Here is a 22,194-nt window from a genome sequence, read left to right on the forward strand (position 1 = left end):
TCGGATCGGGGGCGCCGCGCCGTCAGATGCGCGGCGGCCTGGCTTCGTACGGCGTGGAGAGCACGACGGTCGTGCGGGTGGAGACGCCGGCGAGCGAGCGGATGCGGGCCAGCAGGTCCTCCAGCTCCGCCGGGGCGGCGACGCGCACCTTGAGGATGTAGTTCTCCTCCCCCGCCACGCTGTGGCACGCCTCGATCTCGGGGACTTCGGCGAGCCGGTCCGCGATGTCGTCCGGGGCGCTGGGGTCGAAGGGCTTGACCGAGATGAACGCGGTCATCGGCAGGCCGATGGCCTCCGGGTCGACGATGGCGCCGTAGCCGCGGATCACGCCGCGCTGCTCCAGCCGCCGCACCCGCTGGTGCACGGCCGAGGTGGACAGGCCGGTGGCCTTGCCCAGGTCCGTATAGCTCATCCGCCCGTCCCTGACGAGCAGCTCCACGATGTGCCTGTCCAACTCCTCCACAACGCATCAACCTACTTCGTTTGCGGCGGTCAGGTACATCCGGGGCCGCCGGAACGGCCGGGGAGGGCGCCTTCGGGGGCGCACGGGGCGCACACGGCAGCGTGTGACGAAGGCCACAGTCCATCGGGGAGCGAGGGGGACCCTGCGGACGATTATTCGGATGACAGCGAGGGAAATCCTTGCTGTGGTCGAGACCACCACGTGACCGTCCAGGTGGCCCAACCTGAGGGGGAGCAGCATGCGCCGTTCCGAGCATGTCCAGCTCGTCGATCCCGACGCCGTCGACGACGAGGAGGGCGGCGGTTACGCCGAGACCTCGCTGATCTTCCGGGTGCTCTGCCCGGACTGCGTCCAGCCCATCGCCCTGCTGGAGGGCGAGGACGTGCTTCCCGAGCACGCCCGCGTGACCCCGGCGAACCCGTTCGGCCTGACCGTGTGCACGGGCTCCGGCAGCCCGCTGTCGGCCGCGGTGCCCGAGGACGCGCGGCTGGACGCGCGCGCCGAGGACACGGCCGTGCTGCTTACGCTGCCCGAGGGCCTCGACTGGCGCCGCCAGCCCTTCTCGCACGTCGGCCCGGGGAACGAGCCGGCGCGGCGTCGGCTGCCGGGGATGCGCCGGCGCAAGTAGCGCCCGCACACCGCCCCGCGGCACCCGCCCGCGCCCGTCCCGCACCCCGGCTCCGTCCCGCCCTCCTGACGCGGTACGGACCGGCCCTCAGCCCCGGTCCGTCTCGGCGCCCAGCAGGTGCCTCGCGACGACCACGCGCTGGATCTGGTTGGTGCCCTCCACGATCTGCAGCACCTTCGCCTCGCGCATGTAGCGCTCCGCGGGGAAGTCGGCCGTGTAGCCGTAGCCGCCGAGCGCCTGCACGGCGTCGGTCGTCACCCGCATCGCCGCGTCCGTGCAGAACAGCTTGGCCATCGCGGCGTCCTGGGCGAAGGGCAGGCCCGCGTCGCGCCGCCGCGCGGCAGCGAGGTACAGCGCGCGCCCGGCCGCGATCTGCGTCGCCATGTCGGCGAGCAGGAAGCGCAGCCCCTGGAAGTCGGCGACGGGCCGGCCGAACTGCTGCCGCTCCAGCGCGTATCCGTGCGCCGTGTCGAGCGCCCCCTGCGCCACCCCGATCGCGCACGCCGCGATGCCGAGCCGGCCGGAGTCGAGGGCGTCGAGCGCGATCGCGAAGCCCTGCCCCTCCTCGCCGATGCGGCGCGCGTCGGGGACGCGTACCCCGTCGAAGTGCAGCAGGCCGGTGGGCGAGCCCTTCATGCCCATCTTCTTCTCCGGCGGCGCGGCGGTCAGCCCGGGGGCGTCGCCGGGTACGAGGAAGGCCGTGATGCCGCCGGCGCCGGGACCGCCGCTGCGGGCGAGGACGGTGTAGAAGTCGGCGACGCCCGCGTGGGTGATCCACGCCTTGGTGCCGTCCAGGGTCCAGGTGTCGCCTTCGCGTACGGCCCGGGTGGTCAGGGCGGCGGCGTCGGAGCCGGAGGCGGGCTCGGAGAGGCAGTACGCGCCGAGCAGGCCGCCGCCGAGGACGGCCGGAAGGAACTCCTTGCGCTGCTCCTCGGTGCCGTAGCCGGCGACCGCGTGGGTGGCGAGGGTGTGCACGGAGGTGCCGAGGCCGACGGTCAGCCGGGCGGCGGCGAACTCCTCCAGCACCTGGAGGTAGACCGTGTACGGCTGCTCCCCGCCCCCGTACTCGGCCGCGTAGGGCAGCGCGAGCAGTCCCGAGTGCGACAGGGTGGTGAACAACTCCCGGGGGAAGCGGCCCGCTTCCTCTTCTTCTGCGGCCACGGGAGCGATCTCCCGCCGGACCAGCTCGCGGACGAGGGCCAGCAGGTCGCGTGACTCCTCGGTGGGCAGCTCGCGTTCCACGGGCAGCGGACCACGTTCGGCCATGCGGTGCACTCCTCTTCGCCGGGCGCGCGTACGGCGCTGTCGACGGCGGCTCCGGCCGGGATACGCCGGCACCGCCCGTTGTGTTGGTGCAGCCCGATGCTGCCCCGCCGGATTGCGGCGAGCCGGCATGTAAGGCTGCGGTGAAGGGGAGTATGCCCGATCGGCGGTACGCCGAGACAGACGGGGTACGCAGCGAACCGGCCACTGACCGGGGCGGGTTCCCCCGTCAGGGGGCGGCGGCACCGCCGCCGGGGGCGAGGCCGGCGAGCAGGTCGTCGTAGCCGGCCTTGACGCGGGCGACGCTCATGCCGCCGGTGCGGCGCTGATAGCCGTAGAGGTTGGCGGCCAGCGGGGCGAGCAGGGCGTCGGCGAGCCAGCGCACGTCGGCCCCCGGCCGGATCCGGCCGACGAGCAGCGCGAGGTGCTGGCGGTACAGCTCGTACGAGCCCTCGGTGAACCGGGCGTCGGCGGAGTCCATCTCGGCCACGAGCAGCAGCCCGAGCTGGTCCTCGGTGCGGTCGACCAGGGCGTGCAGGAAGGCGCGGATGCGCTCCGGCGCGCCCGCGCCCGGCCCGAGCGGCGGCGGGCCCTGGAGGAACGCGGCCTGGAACTGCACCTCGCGGTCGTCGATGACCGCGTACGCCAGCCCCGCGCGGTCGCCGAAGCGGCGGTAGACGGTGCCGACGCCGACGCCCGCGGCCTTGGCCACCTCGTCCATGGACAGCGCGTCGGGGCCGCGCTCCGCGACCATCGCGGCCGCGGCGGCGAGGATCCTGCGGCGGTTCTGCGCGGCGTCCGCGCGCTCCGCCGGCGGGCCGCCCACCAGGGGCAGCTCGGCGCCGGCCGGGCGCCGCCGGCTGGTCGCGTCGTCGTGTGTCACCTGCGCTCCTTCCTGTCCGGAGGATAGCGAACAGGAGACTTCTCCGGTTCTCGCTGGCATCCGGAGAGTTCTCCGGTTACTCTTCGAAGGGCCAACCGGAGAGTTCTCCGGATACTGAAGGGAACAAACATGACGCAGCTCGCGGGCCGGACGGCCCTGGTCACCGGAGGCAGCCGCGGCATCGGCGCCGCGATCGCGCGGCGGCTGGCCGAGGAGGGCGCCGACGTGGCGCTGACGTACCACCGCTCGCCCGAACGGGCCGCGGAGGTCGTACGCGCCGTGGAGAAGACCGGCCGCCGGGGGCTGGCCATCCAGGCAGACGCCGCGGACCCCGACGCCGTCGTCGCCGCGGTCGACCGCGCCGCGGCAGAACTCGGCCGGCTGGACGTACTGGTGAACAACGCGGGCATCGCGCCGTACGGGCCGCTGGCCGAGGTGAGCCGGGAGGATGTGGACGCGGTGCTCGCCATCCACGTCCGCGCGGTCTTCCTCGCCTCCCAGGCCGCCGCCCGCCACCTCGGTCCGGGCGGCCGGATCATCAGCATCGGCAGCAGCTTCGCCGAGCGGGTGCCGATGCCGGGCTGGACCGTCTACGCCGCCAGCAAGTCCGCGCTGACCGGCCTCACCCGCGGGCTCGCCCGCGACCTGGGCCCGCAGGGCATCGCCGTCACCGTCGTCCACCCCGGCGACACCGACACCGAGATGAACCCCGCCGACTCCCCCGACGCCGACGCCGCCCGCGCGATCAGCGCGCTGGGCCGCTACGGCAGCCCGGAGGACGTCGCCGCCACCGTGGCCCACCTCGCGGGCCCCGGCGGCGCGCAGATCACCGGCGCGGCGATCGCCGTCGACGGCGGCTTCGCCGCGTAGCGCGGCCGCCCGCGGGCCCGCGCGCCCCTCCCCGTACCACCCGCACGACCGACCCGGGAGACACCGTGCCCTGGATATTCCTGCTGATCGCCGCCGGCCTCGAACTCGTCTGGGCCACCGCCCTGAAGCAGTCCGACGGCCTCACCCGCCTCTGGCCCTCGACGATCGGGCTGGTGATGGCCATGGCGAGCGTCGTCGTGCTGACGATGGCGCTGCGCAGCCTGCCCGTCGGCACGGCGTACGCCGTGTGGGTCGGGCTCGGGTCGCTGGGGGTGGCCGCGGTGGGCATCCTCGCGCTGGGCGAGAGCGCGTCGCCGGCCCGGCTGGCGTGCCTGGGGCTGATCCTCGCGGGGGTCATCGGGCTGAAATTCGTCGAAGGCTGACCGCGCGGAACCCCGCGGGCGCACCGGGAGTTCTCCGGTACATGGACGCGACGGCGATGACGGCGGGGGGCGGCACCGCCGCGCCCCGCACCCCCGTCCCGGTCGCCCGGTACGCCGATGGCGGCGGGTGGCCGCATGGGTGAGGTCGTGCCGTATCTGGTCGTGGGCGGCTGTCTGCTCGCGGTGACGGGCTTCCTCACCTGGGTCAAGGGGGTCGTACGCCGCCGCGGGCTCGCCGGCTCGGCGATGCGGGGTGCGCTCGCGGCGTACGAGGAGGCGATGCGCGTCACCGCGCACGACTCCCACCACGAGGTCCGCGCGGCGGCCGAGCGCCAGGTGCCGGCCGGCACGCCCGGCGACCCGCGCCGGCGGCTCTGGTTCCGGCCCTAGTCCCCTGCCGCTCTGCGCAGTTCAGGTCCAGACCTTTCCGGACAGTGGATCGATCATGCCCTCACCACATGCCCTCAGCGTGGGAACCGCTGACGAGCAGTGAATGCATTCAAATTCGATCAATTTCCTGACGAGTTTGGTCACTTATGCAGCATCAGGCGGAGATTTACCGTCAACCCTTATGAACAACAAGGGAAACAAGAGGCAAATAGATGCCCAACACACGGATAAGAGTGCTATAGGCACGGGGCGCCGCTCCTTACTCCGCGCCGCCCTCGCCGGCGGGGCCGCCCTCGGGACCGGGATCGGCCTGGGAGCGGGGCCCGCGACCGCGACACCACGCGCTCCGCACGCGCCGGGCACACGCAACTGGCCGTGGCCGCCGCTGACTCCGGCGCAGGCGGAGGCGAAGCTGTGGGAGGGCAACGCGGCCTGGAAGATCCAGGCACAGTCCAACCCCCGCCAGTACGAAACCGACCGCAGGCTGCTGGTCACGAACCAGACGCCGTGGGCGATGATCGTGAGCTGCATCGACTCCCGCGTCCCGCCGGAGCTGATCTTCGACCAGGGGCTGGGCGACCTCTTCGTGGCCCGTACGGCGGGACAGGTGCTCGACGGGGCCGTCTACGGCAGCGCCCTGTACGGCGTCCAGGAGAAGGACATCCCGCTCATCGTCGTACTGGGTCACCAGAGTTGCGGCGCCGTGAAGCTCGCCATGCACGTCGTGGACGGCGACCCGCTGCCGCCGGACACCTCGCCGCGGCTGCTGTGGCTGGCGGAGAAGATCAGGCCCTCCATCGACCCCGACAAGAACTCCCCTGACCGGGAGAACCGGGCCATCAACGCGAACGTGCGCCGCATCCGGGACGAGATCCTGCTCGAAGGGCCGGTGGCCGAGAAGGTGAGGCAGGGTCACCTCAGGGTGATCGGAGCGCGCTACGAACTCGACACCTGGGGCGTCACCAAGCTCTGACCCGGGGCGGGTACCGCGGCAAGCCGTCCGACTGCGGATCTCCCTGGATTCTCCCCGCGCGCCCGGACCACCCCCGGCGAGGCCCCTCCGCAGTGCTGCGGAGGGGCCTCGCGCGGGCGGTTCAGCGGATACCGACGGCGGCCAGTGCGGCCTTCTGAGCACCGGTGATCTCGCCACCCCAGAGGACGTAGCAGATACCGCCGGTGCCGGAGCGGACCTTGCCTGCGGCGTCGTAGCGCTTCGTGCGGAGCCAGATGTTCTCCCACTGGCGGCGCTTGTAGACGTGCCGGACCGCCGGGTTGTTCGGCGAGGCCGGGTCGTTGGCGACGACGTCGCCGTCCTTGGTGAAGCCGACGACGGTCATCAGGTGGCCCGACGTGCCGTAGCCCGCCCCGTCCAGCTCCGCCTCGATGAAGGACTGGGACGTTATCAGCGGGATGCCGGCAGCCACGAGGAGTTCGGCGTCGGCGAGCGAGCCGAGCCGGGTGACGACGCCGTGCATGTCGCGGTACGTGCTCGCGTAGGCGGTGTTGAAGGGCCAGTTGCCGCAGCCCTCGTACTGGTAGTCGTACGTGAAGCGGGCGGCGTGGCAGACCTGCGGGTCGTCGTAGTCGGGGTTGACCCACTCCAGGTCACCGGCGGCGGGCTTGCGGCCCCAGTACTCGATGATCATCTGCGCGGAGGTGGGGCTGCACCACGCCTCGCCGCCGTTGTCGTACTCCGGGTAGCGGCCGGCGTGGATGTTCTGCGAGTACCGCGGGACGATCAGCTCGCGCGACAGCCGCGGCGTGCTCGCGGGCACCTCGAAGCGGTCCGGCACGTCGGAGCCCATCGCGCCGACCCGCCACACCTGCGGCGTCGCGTCGCTGCCGGGCTTGCGGTAGAGCGTCACCCGCACCTGGTAGTCGACGAGCCGCAGTCCGCTCGCCGCGTCGTCGACCGAGAAGGTGTCGGTCCAGATGCTGCTCCTGCCGTCCGACTGGTCGTCGACCGTGGTGCGGCGGATGTCCCCGTCGCCCGCGGCCCAGCGGCCCATCACGTACCAGGGCGTGCGGCCGCCGTCGTTGTACGTGCCGCGCAGCTCGACCATCAGCCAGGTGCCGGCCGGGGTGGCGGCGTTCCAGGAGGCGACGACCTCGGTGGCGGCCGGGGCGAGCCGGTGGACCGGGGAGGTCCAGGTGGCGTACTCCCAGGAGGCGGTGGTCCCGGTGTGCGGGTCGGCGTACTCCGTACGGCCCGCGGGGCGGCCGATCACGATGCCGGGGCGGCTGCCGGGGACGACCTTCGTGCCGCGGGCGCTGCCGCGGCGCCAGGCCGGCGCGGAGGCCCAGCCGTGGTAGTCGACGAGGGAGCTGCCGAGCGGCGGCCGGCCGGCCGCGCCGCCCGGGGCGGGCGGGGCGCTGAGCGCGGAGGCGGACGCGACCGGGGCGGCACCGGCCGCTGCGGCTGCCAGGGCGGCAGCCAGCACGGCGCGCCGTGACGCACTACGGGGCATGGCGGACTCTCCAGACGATTGCGGCGCGTGCTGGGGGGCAGGCCACAACTATTCACCCTCGCTCTGCCGTTAGGAAGTCAATCCGTGCTACGACATGGGTGAACATTGGTTCATACCACTGGTGTGACCTGGGGCGGAGAACGGGCCCGCCGGGCGGTCGCCGTAGCCTTGCGGCGATGAGCGCACCCGACCCCCCGGCGCCCGGCACCGCGCCGGCCGCCCTGGCCCGCGAGCTGCGGGGCCTCGAACCGTCCTGCGGACCGGTGCGGCTGGTGGCCGTCGACGGGCACGCCGGGTCCGGCAAGACGACGTTCGCCGGCCGGCTCGCCGCGGCGCTGGGCGGGGCGCCCGTACTCCGGCTGGACGACATCGCGACACACCGCGAGTTCTTCGGCTGGACCGCACGGCTGCGCCGCCAGGTGCTCGACCCGCTGGCCGCGGGGCGGCCGGCGGTCTACGACGCGTACGACTGGGACGCCCGCGCCTTCACCGCGCGCCGCACCCTGCCGCCGGCGCCCGTGGTGCTCGTCGAGGGCGTCGGCGCGGGCCGCCGGGAGCTGCGGCCGCACCTCGCCCGGCTGCTGTGGATGGAGGTGCCGGCCGCGGCGGCGTGGGCGCGCGGGCGGGAGCGCGACGGGCCGGGGCTCGCGGGGTTCTGGGACGACTGGGAGCGGGCGGAGCGTGCGCACTTCTCGGCCGACCCGTCCCGCCCGTACGCCGGTCTTCTGGTGGTGCGTCAGGGGGACGCGTACCGGCTGGTCCCGGGCCCTGCGACGGCCCGCTGACCCCGCGGGGCGCACACCCTGCGTAGCCGGTCGGAGGCCCGGCCGGAATCGGCCCCTCCAGGCCCCAACTCCGCTTGACCCAGGGGCAGTACAGGACTTACGTTCTCAGTGAGCGGGCCCCACCGGCACCGCCTCACGCGCGAAGCCCCCGATTGTTCCCCCGTGATCGGGGGCTTCGTTCTGTCCTCAAGAGGGAACAATGGGATGACTTACGTACCGGCCGCCCCTCACCCACGGTCACCGCGGCGGGCGGCCGGATTCCCCGCGCGCGCGTCCGATACGTGCCGTCGGCCCGCATCGCCGCCGCGGGTACCATGCGAGCAGGCCGTCTTTGCTGCAACTCCCCTGTTCTGCAAGGGAGTTCGCGAGAGACGGCCGACCAGCGACCCGAGGAGATCCACGGGGGAACGGTTGGTGGCTACGTGATGGACAACGGCGCGCGCGGGCCCGAGGCCCCCGCGGAGCTCGCCTGGCTGCGGGGCGTCGACGCCTACACCATGGGCGCGTACACCCGGGCCGAGGAGGAGTTCAGGTCCGCCGTACGGCAGGACCCGCAGATGGCCGACGCCTGGCTGGGACTGCACGCGCTGCGGGCGGACACCGCCACAGCGCTGCTGGAGATGTACCGGCACCGCGACCGCTTCGGCGAGCAGCGCGCCCGGCACCGCCGCCCCCTCAACTCCTGGTACTGGCTGGGCTGGTGGGTGCAGCCCGTGCTCGACTCCGGCCGCGACCTGCTGCTCGCGCACGCCTCACACTGGCTGGACGGCCGGCACGTCGCCGAGCTGGAGCAGGCGCTCGCCGCCTGTCCCCCGGCAGACGCCGACCCGCAGGTGCGCTTCCTGCACGCCTGCCGCGCGTACCTGGTCAAGGACTGGGAGCAGCTCGTCCGGCTGACCGTGCCGCTGACCGACGATCCGCTGCTGGGCATCGAGGCGGGGCTGTTCGCCGGCATGGCGCGGGTCCGGCTGGAGATGTACGGGCAGGCCGTGCCGATGCTCTCCGCCGCGCTGATGCGCTGCCGCAGCGAACAGCCGCAGCGCAAGGAGCTGCGCTACTGGCTGGCCCGCGCGCAGGAGGGCTCGGGCCGCAGCGCCGCCGCCCTGCCGCTGTACCGCGCGGTGCACCGGATCGACCCCTCCTTCATGGACACCGCGGCCCGGATCGCCGCGATCGACGGGCTCGACGACTTCGACGGCCTGGACCCGGTGCCGGGCCTGGCGTCGGTGTCCCTCGGCGGCGCCGAGCAGGAGACCGCGCCGGGGGACCCCGCTCCCCCGGCCCCCGACGGCCGGGAGCTGGTGCCCGCCGACGAGGTGCTGCGCCCGCCGCCCCCCGCCGGGGGCTCCGGCGTGCTGCGCGAGCGCGCCTCACTGCACGCGGGCTCCGCACACCAGCCGGCCGCCGCCGACCCCGGGATGCTCGCCGAGGCGCTGGCCGACCTCGACCGGATGGTGGGCCTCGACCCCGTCAAGCGGCAGGTGCGGGCGCTGTCGGCGCAGCTCAACATGGCGCGGCTGCGGGCCGGTGAGGGCCTGCCGGTGCAGCCGCCGAAGCGGCACTTCGTCTTCTCCGGCCCCTCCGGTACGGGCAAGACCACCGTGGCGCGCATCCTGGGCCGGGTCTTCTACGCCCTCGGGCTGCTCGCCAGCGACCGGCTGGTGGAGGCCGGACGGGCCGACCTCGTCGGCGAGTTCCTGGGCCAGACCGCGGTGAAGGCCAACGACCTGATCGACTCCGCGCTCGGCGGCGTGCTCTTCATCGACGAGGCGTACAGCCTCGCGGGCGTCGGCTACTCCCGCGGCGACGCGTACGGCGACGAGGCCCTCCAGGTGCTGCTCAAGCGCGCCGAGGACAACCGCGACCGGCTCGTGGTCATCCTCGCCGGCTACCCCAAAGGCATGGACCGCCTGCTCTCCAGCAACCCGGGCCTCACGTCCCGCTTCACGACGCGCGTCGGCTTCCCCAGCTACCGCCCGCTGGAGCTGACCGCGATCGGCGAGGTGCTGGCCGCGCAGAACGGCGACAAGTGGGACGAGGAGTCGGTCGAGGAGCTGCGCAGCATCTGCGGGCACGTCGTCGACCAGGGCTGGATCGACGAGCTGGGCAACGGCCGCTTCCTGCGCACGCTGTACGAGAAGAGCTGCGCCTACCGCGACCTGCGGCTGTCGGCCTACCCGGGGCCGCCGGGCCGCGAGGACCTGGCGACGCTGCGGCTGCCGGACCTGATGCAGGCGTACGGCGAGATACTGTCCGGCCGCGAGCCGAAGGCGGAGCCGGACGCCGGCTGACCGGCCGCGCCCGGCCCGGACCGGCTCGGGCCGGGCAGGCGGCCGAAGCCCGGCCCGCCTCCGGTCAGCCGACCGAGGTGGGCACGGACTCCGCGGCCGTCCCGCCCGCCGTCCGCTGCCGCACCGTCAGCCGGTGGGCGGGGTCCCGTACCTCGCCGACCAGCAGCTCCAGCACGTCCTCCAGCGTCACCAGCCCCAGCACCCGACCCGGCGCCGCCGGGTCGGCCACCGCCGCCAGATGGGAGGCGCCGCGCCGCATCGCGGCCAGCGCGTCGTCCAGCGGCAGCTCCGGGCGCAGCACGGTCATCGGCCGGAAGAGGTGCGCGGGCACGGCCCGTTCGCGCTCGTCCAGGTCGAGGACGTCCTTCACGTGCAGATAGCCGAGATACGTGGGTCCTGCCGCGCCGGTGCCGGCGTCGCGCACCGGGAAGCGCGAGAAGCCGGTGCGCACCGTCAGCTCCTCGACCTGCCGCGGGGTGGCGGAGGCGGTGACGGCGACCATCGAGCCGGGGTCGAGCAGCACGTCGGTCACCGGCCGCGAGCCGAGGCCCAGCGCGTCGTTGAGCCGGCGCTGCTCGCCGTCGCCGAGCAGCCCGGCGTCGCGGGAGTCGGCGACCAGGTCGGTCAGTTGCTCGGTGGTGTAGACGCTGGTGAGCGCCGAGCGCGGCTCCACCCGCACCAGCCGCAGCAGGTGCCGGGCCAGGGCACCGAGCAGCGCCGTGACGGGGCGGCACGGCCGGGCGAACGCGACCAGCGCGGGCGCGAGCCACAGGGCCGCCGCCGCGGGCGCGGCCAGCGCGAGGTTCTTGGGCACCATCTCGCCGACGACGAGGTGGAGGCAGACGACGACGGCCAGCGAGACGGCGTAGCCGAGCGGGTGGATGAGGCCGTGCGGCACGTGGGCTGCATGGAAGGCGGGCTCCAGCAGCGAGGCGATGGCGGGTTCGGCGAGCGCGCCGAGGGTCAGCGAGCAGACCGTGATGCCGAACTGCGCGGCGGCCATCATCTGCGGCAGATGCTCAAGACCGTGGAGCACCCGGCGGGCGCGGGCGGAGCCGGCGGTGGCGTACGGCTCGATCTGGCTGCGGCGGACGGAGACGAGGGCGAACTCGGCGCCCACGAAGAACCCGTTGGCCAGCACCAGCAGCGCGGCGAAGGCCAGTTGGAGCGCGCTCACGCGGCCCTCCCCTCCGCCTCGCCCCTGCCCGCCGCGGCGGGCACCGGGGGCGCGTCGCCTGCGGTACGCACCAGCCGTACCAGCGCCGCCCGGTGGTGGTCGACGTGCCGTACGGCGAGCCGCCAGCCCGGCAGCGCCGCCGTGTCCCCGGCCGCCGGAATCCGGCCCAGCAGCGCGGCGACGAGCCCCGCCACCGTCTCGTACGGGCCCTCCGGCGCCGTCAGCCCGATCCGGCGCAGCGCGTCGAGTCGGCAGCCGCCGTCGGCGTCCCACGCCGGGCGGCCGTCGGCGGCGGGCGCGGCCCGCAGGTCGGGGACGCCGTCGACCTCCCGGTCGTGCTCGTCGCGGACCTCGCCGACCAGCTCCTCGACGATGTCCTCCAGCGTCACGACGCCCGCCGTGCCGCCGTACTCGTCGACGACCACGGCTATCGGCTGCCCGCCGCGCAGCTTCTCCAGCAGCGGCTGCGCCGGCAGCGTCCCCGGCACCAGCAGCGGCGGCACCGCGATCCGCGCGACGGGAGTGCGCGCCCGGCGGGCGGCGGGGACGGCGAGGGCGTCCTTGAGGTGGACCATGCCGGTGACCTCGTCCAGCCGGCCGGCGTAGACGGGGAAGCGGGACAGTCCGGTGGCGCGGGTGAGGTTGAGGACGTCCGCGGCGGTGGCGGAGGACTGCAGCGCGACCACCCGTACCCGCGGGGTCATCACGTGCTGCGCGGTCAGCCCGCCGAGCGAGAGGGTGCGTACGAACAGGTCGGCGGCGTCCGGCTCGATCATCCCGGCCTGCGCGGAACTGCGCGCCAGCGACCCCAGCTCGGTGGGCGTACGGGCCGACGCCAGCTCCTCGGCCGGCTCGACGCCCAGCAGCCGCACCAGCCGGTTGGCCGCGGTGTTGAGCAGCGCGATGAGCGGGCGGAAGAAGCGCGAGAACGCGGTCTGCGGCCCGGCGACGAAGCGGGCGACGGCCAGCGGCCGGGACACCGCCCAGTTCTTCGGCACCAGCTCGCCGAGGACCATCTGCGCCGCCGAGGCGAGCAGCACCCCCGCGGCCAGCGCGGTGCCCGGCACCGCGCCCGCGGGCAGCCCGGCGGCGGTCAGCGGGCCGCGCAGCAGCCGGCCGAGCGCGGGCTCGGCGAGCATGCCGACAACCAGCGAGGTGAGGGTGATGCCGAGCTGGGTGCCGGAGAGCTGGAACGACAACTGCCGCAGCGCGGCCACGACGCGGGCGGCCCGCCGGTCGCCGGCCGCGGCGGCCCGCTCCGCCTGCGGGCGCTCCACCGCGACGAGCCCGAACTCGGCCGCCACGAAGAAGCCGTTGGCCAGGATCAGCAGGAACGCGAGGCCCAGCAGGGCCAGTGAGGTGATCATCGCGCCGCCTCCGCGCGGGAGGCGGCGCCGGTACTACAGGAGGATCCGTCCATCGCCCTGGGGGGCTCACTCCTCGGGTCGCCGGGTGACCCGGTGCGCGGGCTCCGGGAGGGCCCCTCGGGGGCCCTGCGCACCAGAGTAAACACGACTCGGGGGCGCAGGGCAGAGTCAGGCGCCGGCCGTGCCGCGCTCCGCGGCCATCCCGGCGAGCGCCCGCGCGTCCTGCTCGGCCTGCTCCCTGGCGATGCCCGGCTGGATGCCCATCACCGGCAGGCTCGTGCCGTCGGCGAGGTCCAGGGAGACCCAGGGGTCGCCGGGCCCCAGGTTGACGCGGAGGATCTCGGCCCAGGCCAGGTGCCGGCGGTGGGTGAGGTTGGTGACGGTGACGCCGTCGTCGTCCGCGACCACGTGGGGCCGGCCGAGCAGCAGCAGGCCGCCGAGGAAGAACAGCCCGACGACGATGAAGCTGATCCGCTCCCCCACGTTCAGGCTCAGCGTCAGGCCGATCGCGGTGAGCGTGGCGAAGATGACCAGGCCGGCGCCGACGAGCACGACCCGGGTGCGACGGGGCCGGAAGGTGACCGGCAGCTCGGCGGCGCTCACAGGCGGCAGGCGTGGATCGTGGTGGTGAGGATCGCCCGCGCCCCCAGGTCGTACAGCTCGTCCATGATCCGCTGGGCGTCCGCGGTGGGCACCATCGAGCGGACGGCGACCCATCCCTCGTGGTGCAGCGGCGAGACGGTGGGCGACTCCAGGCCGGGGGTGAGGGCCACGGCCTTCTCCAGGTGCTCGGCGCGGATGTCGTAGTCCATCATCACGTACCTGCGGGCGACGAGGACGCCCTGCATCCGGCGCAGGAACTGCCGTACCTTCGGCTCCTCCCGGGGCGAGCCGGTGCCGCGGATGACGATCGCCTCGGAGCTGAGGATCGGCTCGCCGATGATCTCCAGGCCGGCCTGCCGCAGCGTGGTGCCGGTCTCCACGACGTCGGCGATGATCTCGGCGACGCCGAGCTTGATCGCCGTCTCCACGGCGCCGTCGAGGTGGACGACGTCGGCGTCCACGCCGTTGTCCGCCAGGTGCTTGGCGACCAGCCCGGAGAAGGACGTGGCGACCGTCTTCCCCCCGAAGTCGGCGACGCCCGCGGCGGTGCCGGGGCGGGTGGCGTAGCGGAAGGTGGAGGCGCCGAAGCCGAGCTGCATGATCTCCTCGGCGCTCGCGCCGGAGTCGAGCAGCAGGTCGCGGCCGGTGATGCCGATGTCCAGGCGGCCGGAGCCGACGTAGACGGCGATGTCGCGGGGGCGCAGGAAGAAGAACTCGACGTCGTTGCCGGCGTCGGTGAGCACCAGTTCGTGGCGGTCCGTGCGCTGCCGGTAGCCGGCCTCATGGAGCATCGCCGACGCAGGCTCGGCGAGGGAACCCTTGTTGGGGACGGCGATGCGCAGCATGGTCGTGACTCTTCCTGTTCTGCCGGGTCGGCTGACGGGGGCGTACGGGCGTCAGAGGTGGGCGTAGACGTCGTCCAGGGAGATGCCCCGGGCGACCATCATCACCTGGAGGTGGTAGAGGAGTTGGGAGATCTCCTCCGCGGTGCGCTCCTCGCCCTCGTGCTCCGCGGCCATCCAGACCTCCGCCGCCTCCTCGACGACCTTCTTGCCGATGGCGTGCACGCCCTGCTCGACGAGCTGGGCGGTGCGGGAGGTGGCGGGGTCGCCGGTGGCGGCCTTCTGGCGGAGCTCGGCGAAGAGCTCCTCGAATGTCTTGCTGGCCATGGTGGGCCCAAGTCTACGGGGTCCGCGGGGGCGCTCAGCGCCAGGGTTCCGCGACGCTGCGCAGCGCCGTGGCGGTGGCCACGGCGGCGGTGGCCGCCTCGTGGCCCTTGTCCTCCACGGAGTCCGCGAGCCCGGCACGGGCAAGCGCCTGCTCCTCGGTGTCGCAGGTGAGCACGCCGAAGCCGACGGGCACGCCGGTCTCCACGCCGACGCCGGTCAGGCCCTGGGTGACGCCCTGGCACACGTAGTCGAAGTGCGGGGTGCCGCCGCGGATGACGACGCCGAGGGCGACGACGGCGTCGTAGCCGCGGCCGGCCATCGCCTTGACGGCCACCGGCAGCTCGAAGCTGCCGGGCACGCGCAGCAGGGTGGGCTCGGCGATGCCCAGCTCGCCGAGGGCGCGCAGGGCGCCGTCGACGAGCCCGTCCATCACCTGCTCGTGCCAGAGCGCGGCGACGACGGCGACCCGCAGGTCCTCGCAGTTCTTCACGGTCAGTTCTGGTGCGCCCTTGCCGCTCACGGCTCTCCTCGTTCGCTGTGCTGTACGGATGTGCGGGTGGTCGGGAAACGGTGCCGCTACGGGGTCACTGGTTGCTGCACACCGCGACGGGCGCACCGTCCAGCCACGGCAGGTGGTGGCCCATGCGGTCGCGCTTGGTGCGCAGGTAGCGCAGGTTGTGCTCGCCGGCCTCGACGGGGGTGGGCTCGCGGCCGGTGACGGCCAGGCCGTGGCGGAGCAGGGCGTCGACCTTCTCCGGGTTGTTGGTCATGAGACGCACGGAGGTGACGCCGAGGTCGGCGAGCATGCGGGCGCCGGCGGCGTAGTCGCGGGCGTCGGCGGGCAGGCCCAGCTCCAGGTTGGCGTCGAGGGTGTCGCGGCCGCGCTCCTGGAGCTCGTAGGCGCGCAGCTTGGACAGCAGGCCGATGCCGCGGCCCTCGTGGCCGCGCAGGTAGATCACGACGCCGCGGCCCTCGGCGGCCACGCGGCGCAGCGAGGCGTGGAGCTGCGGGCCGCAGTCGCAGCGCTGGGAGCCGAAGACGTCGCCGGTCAGGCACTCGGAGTGGAGGCGTACCAGCACCCCCTCGTCGAGGTCGTCGTCCCCGCCGACGTCGCCCATGACCAGGGCGATGTGCTCGACGCCGTCGGCCGCCGAGCGGTAGCCGTAGGCGGTGAAGTCGCCGTACGCGGTGGGCAGCCGGGTCTCGGCCTCGCGGCGTACGGCGGGGGCGTCCGCGGCGGGGGGCTCGGCGGCGGCCGGGCCCGCGGGGGGCTCGTGGTCGGCCGGGGCGGGCTCGGCGGTCCTGCGGTACTCGACGAGGTCGGCGATGGAGATGATCGCGAAGCCGTGCCTGCGGGCGAACGGCACGAGCTGGGGCAGCCGCAGCATCTCGCCGTCCTCGCCGGCGATCTCCACGATCGCGGCGGCCGGCCGCAGCCCCGCGAGCCGGGCCAGGTCCACGCTCGCCTCGGTGTGCCCGTTGCGGACGAGCACGCCGCCCTCGCGGGCACGCAGCGGGAAGATGTGCCCGGGGCGGACGAAGTCCGCGGCGACGGCGGCGGGGTCGGCGAGCAGCCGGATCGTGGCCGCCCGGTCCGAGGCGGAGATGCCGGTGGTGACGCCGTGGGCGGCGGAGGCGTCCACGGTGACGGTGAAGGCGGTGCGCAGGGACTCGGTGTTCCGCTCGACCATCTGCGGGATGCCGAGCCGGTCCAGCTCCCCGCCCGTCATCGGCATGCAGATCATGCCGCTGCACTCGCGCATCATGAACGCCACGGTGGCGGGCGTGATCAGCTCGGCGGCGACGACGAGGTCGCCCTCGTTCTCGCGGTCCTCGTCGTCCACGACGACCACGGGCCGGCCGGCGGCGATCTCCTCTATGGCGCGCTCGACCGGGTCGAGGCGGAGATCCTCCACGTCCCCGGCGGGCTGCCAGGTCGTAAGAGCGGTCATGCGGCGGCTCCTTCCAGTGCCTCCGGCCGCCCGGCGGCGGGCGGGGCGGTGCGGCGGCTCGCGGTCCACCAGGCACGCAGGCCGAGGAGGACGACGACGCCGTAGACGACGTACACGAGGGCGGAGAACTTCAGGTCGCCGGAGTACGCGAGGGGGACACCGACCGCGTCGACGGCGAGCCAGGCGAACCAGAACTCGACCCAGCCGCGGGCCATGGCGACCATGGCGGCAACGGAGCCGGTGAACAGGTAGGCGTCCGGCCAGGGGTTCCAGGACAGCGACGGGACGGCGAGGAAGAGCAGGGCGACTGCGGTGGTGCCGGCCGCGGTGGCGGCGACGAGCCAGGCGCGCTCTGCCCAGGTGGCGAAGCGCACCTGTATCGCGCCGCTCTCGCGCCGGCCGCGCGTCCACTGCGTCCAGCCCCACACCGAGACGCCGACGACGAGCAGTTGCTTGCCGACGCCGCCGGTGAGGCCGGCGGAGGCGTACGCGACGACGAGCACCGCGCCGGAGAGCAACTGGGCCGGCCAGACCGCCACGGAGCGGCGCCAGCCGAGCGCGAGGGCCCCAAGACCCAGCACGTTGCCGGTCATGTCGGCCCACTTGATGTCCTCGCCGAACACCGAGAAGGCCACGCCGTTCAGGGAGTCCAGGGCGCTCACTCCCGTGCTCCGCCCGCGCGGGCCGCGTGCGGGGCGACGAGCCGCTCGACGTACTTGGCGACGATGTCGACCTCCAGGTTGACCCTGTCCCCCGGCTGTGTGAAGCCGAGGGTGGTCAGCGCGAGCGTCGTGGGGATGAGGCTGATCGTGAAGAAGTCGGGGCCCGCCTCCACGACGGTGAGGCTGACGCCGTCGACGGTGATGGAGCCCTTCTCCACGACGTAGCGGGCGAGATCGGCCGGCAGCGAGACGGTGACGACCTCCCAGTTGTCGGAGGTCCTGCGCGCCGTGATCTCGCCGGTGCCGTCCACGTGGCCCTGCACCAGGTGCCCGCCGAGGCGCCCGCCGACGGCCGTGGGGCGCTCCAGGTTGACCCGGTCGCCGGGGCCGAGGCCGCCGAGGCTGGAGCGGTCCAGCGTCTCTGCCATCACGTCGGCGGTGAACTCCGCGCCCTCGTGGCCGACGACGGTCAGGCACACGCCGTTGACGGCGATGGAGTCGCCGTGCCGGGCGCCCTCGGTGACGACGGGGCCGCGGAGCCGGAAGCGGGCGGCGTCGGGCAGTTCCTCGACGGCGACGACCTCGCCGAGCTCTTCAACGATTCCGGTGAACAACGTCAGCTCTCCTTGGTGGCGGGCGGCTCGGGCACGGGACCCGGCACGGCGGTCAGCCGGAGGTCGGGGCCGAGGTGATCGACGGCGGTCACATCGAGGCGCAACGCCTCGCCGATCGTCCCGATTCCGGCGTCGGCGAGCGCGGCGGGCCCGGCGCCCAGCAGGACGGGGGCGAGGTAGCAGACGACCCGGTCGACGACTCCTGCGGCGAGGAACGCCCCGGCCAGGGCCGGGCCGCCCTCCAGCAGTACGGAGCGCACGTCCCGCCCGTACAGCGCGGCGAGCAGCGCGGCGACGTCGAGCCCGCGGCCGCCGGCGGCGCGCGGCAGCCGCACCACGTCGGCGCGGCGGCCGGCGCGGGCCGCGGCGGCGTCGAGGACGGCGGTGAGGCCGTCGACGGCGGAGTCCGCGGCATCGGCGGCCACGGCGACGAGGGTGGGGGCGGCGCCGTCGAGGATCCGGGCGCCGGGGGTGAGCGCGGTGCCCTCGGTGTCGGCGACGACGCGCAGCGGCTGAGTGACGCCGGCCTCGGCCCGGGGGCCGCGGACGGCGAGTTGCGGGTCGTCGGCGCGCAGGGTGCCGGAGCCGACGACGACGGCGTCGGCCTCGGCCCGCAGCCGGTGGACGTCGGCGCGGGCGGCCGGCGAGGTGATCCAGCGGCTGGTGCCGTCGGCGGCGGCGCTGCGGCCGTCGAGGGTGGCGGCGTACTTCCAGAGCACGTAGGGGCGGCCGCGGAGCACGGAGGTCAGCCACGGCTCGTTCCCGGCGGCGGCTTCGTCGGCGAGCAGGCCGCCCTCCGCCTCGATGCCGGCGGCCGCGAGCGCGGCGGCCCCGCCGCCGGCCGCAGGGGTGGGGTCGGCGACGGCGTAGACGACGCGGGCGACGCCGGCTGCGGCGAGCGCGCGGACGCAGGGACCCGTGCGGCCGGTGTGGCTGCAGGGTTCGAGGGTCACGACGGCGGTGCCGCCGCGGGCCCGCTCCCCCGCGTCGGCCAGCGCGGCGACCTCGGCGTGCGGGCCGCCGGCGCGGGCGTGGTGGCCCTCGCCCGCCGGGTGTCCTGCGGCGTCGAGGATCACGCAGCCGACGACGGGGTTGGGGCTGGTGTCGCCGAGCGCCCGGGAGGCGAGCGCGATGGCGCGGCGCATGGCCTGCGCTTCGGCTGGGGTGGCCACCGGGTCCTCCTGCCTCGTCGGGCACGGACTCCGGGGCCTGTCTTCACGACAGTCACGGAACGCGATCACCGGAGCGCCGGCCGGGAAACGGGTGGACCGCCCGGAAAGGGGCGGGCCGCCGCCGGCGGCGCACCTGTGGCATCCCGCCGCGCACTGCCTCCCATCCGGACTTTCACCGTCGGTCCAGGAATTTCACCTGGTCAACCGGCCGCTGGCAGCGGCCGGGTCGCGGACTTTAACCGCCGGTTCGGATTTTCACCGACCCCGGAGTGCGCGTACGTCACTGGTACGCCTCCAGTCTGCCACGCCCCGGCGGCGGTCAATCCGCCGGATCCTGTGGGCTGGATCACCTGCGCGCGGCCTTGCGGGGTCCCGGCGGGACGGCGGGCACCACTCGTACGAGGGGTGCTCCGGGCCTCGCCCTGGCGGGTGATGGCCGCGCGGTCCCCCGGCTGCCAGGGTGACCGCCATGACGTCTGTGCAGGACACGGCGGCCTCCGGCGCCCTCGACGCCGCCGCGGAACGGATGCGCGCGCTGACGTGCGAGCTGCCCAGGCGCGACGGGGTGGCGGTCTTCACCTCGGTCTATCTCGCGGTGACCGACGAGGTACGACTGCATCTGGCGGCCGGCGGCTTCGCCGACAGGACCGCGGCCGCCGGGCTCGCCGCGGACTTCGCCGGCCGGTTCCTGGCCGCGGTGCAGGACGATGCGGCGGGCCGCCGCCCGCCGGCGTGCTGGCGCCCGCTGTTCGAGGCCCGCCGCCATCGCGGCGTGCACACCCTGCAGTTCGCGCTCGCCGGGATCAACGCCCATATCGGCTACGACCTCCCGCTCGCCGTCGTCGCCACCTGCCGCGCGCTGGGGCGCGACCCCGAGGACGTGGAGGGCGACTACGAGCGGGTGGGCGAGCTGCTCGTACGGCTGGAGGAGCGGATCCGCGAGCAGCTCATGCCGGGGCCCGACCTGCTGGACGTCGCGGATCCGCTCACCCACCTCGCGGGTGCCTGGAGCCTGGAGCGCGCGCGGGACGCGGCGTGGGCGGCGGCCCGGGTGCTGTGGCGGCTGCGCGGGCTGCCGGAGGTGGGCGAGGAGTTCGGCGAGCGGCTGGACCAGTCGGTGGGGCTGGTCTCGCGCTGCCTGCTGGTGCCGCTGGGCGGCCGGCCGGACGACTGAGCCGGGCGGCCGGTCCGTAGCGCGGCAGCTCGCTCACGCCGTACGGACCGGGCGCCCGGCCGCCGCCGGGGTCAGTCCTCCGGCAGCTCCACCGGGGCGATGGCGTCGAAGACGTCGCCCGGCCCGGGGTTGGCCGGGTCGGTGGCGCCGCCGAAGTGCCGCATCACGCCCCACACCGCGTTCAGCGCGGTCTGCACCGCGCCCTCGGCCCAGCCCGCCGTCCAGGAGATGTCGTCGCCGGCCAGGAACAGCCCGCGCTTGCCCTCGGGCAGCGCCTCCTGCATGAAGTGGGTGAACAGCCGCCGCTGGTAGCGGTAGTGGCCGGGCAGGTTGGCCTTGAACGCGCCCATGAAGTACGGCTCGTCCTCCCAGGAGACCGTCACGGGCGGGCCGATGACGTGCTTCCTGATGTCGACGCCCGGGTAGATCTCGCCGAGCGACTTCAGCATGACCTCCATCCGCTCCTCGGCCGGCAGCGGCAGCCACTTCAGGCTGTCGTCGCACCAGGTGTACGACAGGCAGATCGCCGCCGGGCGGTCCGGTCCCTCGTCGAGGAGGTAGGTGCCGCGGGTCATGCGGTCGGTGAGCGTCATGGACATCACGTCGCGCCCGGTCGGCTCACCCTTGTCGTCGACGGCCCGGTCCAGCCAGAACGGCCGGTCCACGGGCACGAAGAGCTTGGACGAGGCCATGTAGTGGGTGCGTTCGACGGCGGTCCAGTGGTCGATGGGCAGCAGTTCGTCGGCGCAGTCGATCTTCGAAAGCAGCATCCACGACTGGGCGGTGAAGACGGCGGCCCGGTAGGTGCGTACGTCGCCGGCGGAGTCGGTGACGGTGATCCGCTCGCCGGCGGCGCGGGCGAGCCGGGTGACCGCAGGGCGGGGGGTGCCGCCGGCGTGCAGGGCGGCCAGCGAGGTGCCGTGCGGCCAGTGCACGAGCTTGCCGGGTGCGCGGTCCCAGAGCCGCAGCGGCAACTGCCGGCTGCCGCCGACGATGCCGTGGTGGTCGTCGTCGGCCTCGGTGTAGACGACGCGCAGGATCTCCAGGATGGAGTTGGGGAAGTCGGTGTCCCAGCCGCCGGTGCCGAAGCCGACCTGGCCGAAGATCTCCCGGTGCCGGAAGGAACGGAAGGCGTCGGAGTCGCAGAGGAAGCCGTAGAACGTCTGGTTGTCGAGCCGTTCGACCAGAGCCGCCCACAGCTCGCGGATCCGCGGCACGTCGCGCTCGCGGATGGCGCGGTTCATGACGCTGAAGTCCGCGCCCTCCTCCAGGCAGTCGGCCCAGGCGGCGGCGACGTTGCGGTAGACCTGCGGCAGGTCGTCGATGGTGCGGGCGTAGTGCGACTCGCCCTTGAGGTCGACGACGGTCGAAGGGGTGCCGGGGGCGAGCGGGTTGGGGAACGGGCGGGTCGTAAGGCCCGCGAGGTCGATGTAGTGCCGCAGTGCCGTGGACGACGGCGGGAAGCGCATCGCGCCCATCTCGGCGGTGAGCGCGGGGTCGCAGCCGGGGAACGTCTCGGTACGCAGCCGGCCGCCGATCCGGTCCGCCTCGTAGACGACCGGCTTCAGGCCCATCTTCATCAGCTCGTACGCGGCGACGAGGCCGGAGAGCCCGCCGCCGATCACGGCGACCTCGGTGCCGTGCTCCGTCGCCGGTATCTGGCCGAGCCCGGCGGGGTGGGCGAGGAAGTCGTCGTACGCGAAGGGGAAGTCGGGGCCGAACATCGTGATCGGCCGCCGGGCGGTCTCCTCCCCCGCGGGGTGGACGGCGGTGGGCACGGTGGACGTCATCGGGCGGGGCTCCTCGGGCGTGCGGGCAGGGCGGCGCGCGGCCGCCGCCGGGGCGTGGCTGGGTACGGGTCTGCGGGTACGGGGTACGGG

23 protein-coding genes and 1 riboswitch are annotated in these 22,194 nt (G+C 74.3%); of the genes, 8 read left to right on the forward strand and 15 right to left on the reverse strand.

Annotation, left to right across the window (positions count from 1 at the left end; translation table 11 throughout):
- Positions 1-22 precede the first annotated feature (22 nt).
- Entirely contained in the window at positions 23-463 is a 441-nt protein-coding gene (locus CXR04_RS00885; RefSeq protein WP_018835479.1) for an Lrp/AsnC family transcriptional regulator, read from the reverse strand.
- 238 nt (positions 464-701) lie between these two features.
- On the opposite strand from CXR04_RS00885, the gene CXR04_RS00890 reads away from it, so the two are divergent.
- Entirely contained in the window at positions 702-1,091 is a 390-nt protein-coding gene (locus tag CXR04_RS00890) for a hypothetical protein (RefSeq protein WP_101419997.1), read from the forward strand.
- An 87-nt stretch (positions 1,092-1,178) separates the two neighbouring features.
- On the opposite strand, the gene CXR04_RS00895 is transcribed toward CXR04_RS00890, so the two are convergent.
- On the reverse strand, positions 1,179-2,357 hold the full coding sequence (locus CXR04_RS00895) for an acyl-CoA dehydrogenase family protein (RefSeq protein ID WP_101419998.1): 1,179 nt from the start codon (positions 2,355-2,357) through the stop codon (positions 1,179-1,181).
- Positions 2,358-2,583: 226 nt separating this feature from the next.
- Positions 2,584-3,237 carry a TetR/AcrR family transcriptional regulator gene (locus tag CXR04_RS00900; RefSeq protein ID WP_101419999.1) on the reverse strand — a complete coding sequence of 218 codons (654 nt, stop codon included), beginning with the start codon at positions 3,235-3,237 and terminating at the stop codon, positions 2,584-2,586.
- 129 nt (positions 3,238-3,366) lie between these two features.
- Here CXR04_RS00900 and CXR04_RS00905 point away from each other — a divergent pair, with 129 nt between their 5' ends.
- The 4 genes from CXR04_RS00905 to CXR04_RS00920 all read left to right on the forward strand — a co-directional run bounded on the left by CXR04_RS00905 (position 3,367) and on the right by CXR04_RS00920 (position 5,853).
- Positions 3,367-4,107 (forward strand): SDR family NAD(P)-dependent oxidoreductase, encoded by a 741-nt coding sequence (locus CXR04_RS00905; protein ID WP_101420000.1) that lies wholly within the window; start codon positions 3,367-3,369, stop codon positions 4,105-4,107.
- A gap of 65 nt (positions 4,108-4,172) precedes the next feature.
- A complete protein-coding gene (locus tag CXR04_RS00910) occupies positions 4,173-4,490 on the forward strand; it encodes a DMT family transporter (protein WP_101420001.1) in 318 nt (105 codons plus the stop codon).
- Positions 4,491-4,625: 135 nt separating this feature from the next.
- Entirely contained in the window at positions 4,626-4,880 is a 255-nt protein-coding gene (locus CXR04_RS00915) for a hypothetical protein (protein WP_101420002.1), read from the forward strand.
- A gap of 181 nt (positions 4,881-5,061) precedes the next feature.
- Positions 5,062-5,853 (forward strand): carbonic anhydrase, encoded by a 792-nt coding sequence (locus CXR04_RS00920; RefSeq protein WP_101420003.1) that lies wholly within the window; start codon positions 5,062-5,064, stop codon positions 5,851-5,853.
- A gap of 121 nt (positions 5,854-5,974) precedes the next feature.
- Here CXR04_RS00920 and CXR04_RS00925 read toward each other — a convergent pair whose 3' ends face one another.
- Entirely contained in the window at positions 5,975-7,348 is a 1,374-nt protein-coding gene (locus tag CXR04_RS00925; RefSeq protein WP_199850359.1) for a peptidase C39 family protein, read from the reverse strand.
- Between the two features lie 176 nt (positions 7,349-7,524).
- Here CXR04_RS00925 and CXR04_RS00930 point away from each other — a divergent pair, with 176 nt between their 5' ends.
- Both CXR04_RS00930 and CXR04_RS00935 read left to right on the forward strand, forming a co-directional pair.
- On the forward strand, positions 7,525-8,133 hold the full coding sequence (locus CXR04_RS00930) for a uridine kinase family protein (protein ID WP_101420005.1): 609 nt from the start codon (positions 7,525-7,527) through the stop codon (positions 8,131-8,133).
- Positions 8,134-8,558: 425 nt separating this feature from the next.
- Entirely contained in the window at positions 8,559-10,424 is a 1,866-nt protein-coding gene (locus CXR04_RS00935) for an AAA family ATPase (RefSeq protein WP_101420006.1), read from the forward strand.
- A 64-nt stretch (positions 10,425-10,488) separates the two neighbouring features.
- Here CXR04_RS00935 and CXR04_RS00940 read toward each other — a convergent pair whose 3' ends face one another.
- From CXR04_RS00940 to ribD, 10 genes are all read right to left on the reverse strand, one after another.
- The gene (locus CXR04_RS00940; RefSeq protein ID WP_101420007.1) at positions 10,489-11,601 is read right to left on the reverse strand and encodes a hemolysin family protein; all 1,113 of its coding nucleotides are present in this window, start codon (positions 11,599-11,601) and stop codon (positions 10,489-10,491) included.
- A complete protein-coding gene (locus CXR04_RS00945) occupies positions 11,598-12,968 on the reverse strand; it encodes a hemolysin family protein (RefSeq protein ID WP_101420008.1) in 1,371 nt (456 codons plus the stop codon). The genes CXR04_RS00940 and CXR04_RS00945 overlap by 4 nt, the downstream gene beginning before the upstream one ends.
- Positions 12,969-13,136: 168 nt before the next feature.
- Positions 13,137-13,571, reverse strand: coding sequence for a PH domain-containing protein (locus tag CXR04_RS00950; protein ID WP_101420009.1), 435 nt, complete (start codon positions 13,569-13,571; stop codon positions 13,137-13,139).
- Entirely contained in the window at positions 13,568-14,416 is an 849-nt protein-coding gene (gene hisG, locus CXR04_RS00955) for an ATP phosphoribosyltransferase (protein WP_101420010.1), read from the reverse strand. Before hisG ends, CXR04_RS00950 begins: the two co-directional genes overlap by 4 nt.
- Positions 14,417-14,467: 51 nt before the next feature.
- Positions 14,468-14,740, reverse strand: a complete 273-nt coding sequence (locus CXR04_RS00960; protein ID WP_101420011.1) for a phosphoribosyl-ATP diphosphatase — start codon at positions 14,738-14,740, stop codon at positions 14,468-14,470.
- Between the two features lie 34 nt (positions 14,741-14,774).
- Positions 14,775-15,260 (reverse strand): 6,7-dimethyl-8-ribityllumazine synthase, encoded by a 486-nt coding sequence (gene ribH / locus CXR04_RS00965; RefSeq protein WP_101420012.1) that lies wholly within the window; start codon positions 15,258-15,260, stop codon positions 14,775-14,777.
- A gap of 64 nt (positions 15,261-15,324) precedes the next feature.
- Positions 15,325-16,692: a bifunctional 3,4-dihydroxy-2-butanone-4-phosphate synthase/GTP cyclohydrolase II gene (locus CXR04_RS00970; RefSeq protein ID WP_101420013.1), complete on the reverse strand. Its 1,368-nt coding sequence runs from the start codon at positions 16,690-16,692 to the stop codon at positions 15,325-15,327.
- Positions 16,689-17,354 carry a nicotinamide mononucleotide transporter family protein gene (locus CXR04_RS00975; protein WP_101420014.1) on the reverse strand — a complete coding sequence of 222 codons (666 nt, stop codon included), beginning with the start codon at positions 17,352-17,354 and terminating at the stop codon, positions 16,689-16,691. The genes CXR04_RS00970 and CXR04_RS00975 overlap by 4 nt, the downstream gene beginning before the upstream one ends.
- A complete protein-coding gene (locus CXR04_RS00980; RefSeq protein WP_101420015.1) occupies positions 17,351-17,968 on the reverse strand; it encodes a riboflavin synthase in 618 nt (205 codons plus the stop codon). Before CXR04_RS00980 ends, CXR04_RS00975 begins: the two co-directional genes overlap by 4 nt.
- Positions 17,969-17,970: 2 nt before the next feature.
- A complete protein-coding gene (gene ribD, locus CXR04_RS00985) occupies positions 17,971-19,113 on the reverse strand; it encodes a bifunctional diaminohydroxyphosphoribosylaminopyrimidine deaminase/5-amino-6-(5-phosphoribosylamino)uracil reductase RibD (protein WP_101420016.1) in 1,143 nt (380 codons plus the stop codon).
- A 173-nt stretch (positions 19,114-19,286) separates the two neighbouring features.
- Positions 19,287-19,417: riboswitch (FMN riboswitch) on the reverse strand.
- A gap of 192 nt (positions 19,418-19,609) precedes the next feature.
- Here ribD and CXR04_RS00990 point away from each other — a divergent pair.
- The gene (locus tag CXR04_RS00990) at positions 19,610-20,314 is read left to right on the forward strand and encodes a DUF5995 family protein (RefSeq protein WP_234379968.1); all 705 of its coding nucleotides are present in this window, start codon (positions 19,610-19,612) and stop codon (positions 20,312-20,314) included.
- A 71-nt stretch (positions 20,315-20,385) separates the two neighbouring features.
- Here the strand turns inward: CXR04_RS00990 and CXR04_RS00995 are convergent, their stop codons facing one another.
- Complete coding sequence (locus CXR04_RS00995; RefSeq protein ID WP_101420017.1) at positions 20,386-22,104, reverse strand: flavin monoamine oxidase family protein; 1,719 nt, start codon at positions 22,102-22,104, stop codon at positions 20,386-20,388.
- Between the last annotated feature and the right edge of the window lie 90 nt (positions 22,105-22,194).

The organism is Streptomyces sp. CMB-StM0423 (genome assembly GCF_002847285.1).
In the GTDB taxonomy this organism is placed as follows: domain Bacteria; phylum Actinomycetota; class Actinomycetes; order Streptomycetales; family Streptomycetaceae; genus Streptomyces.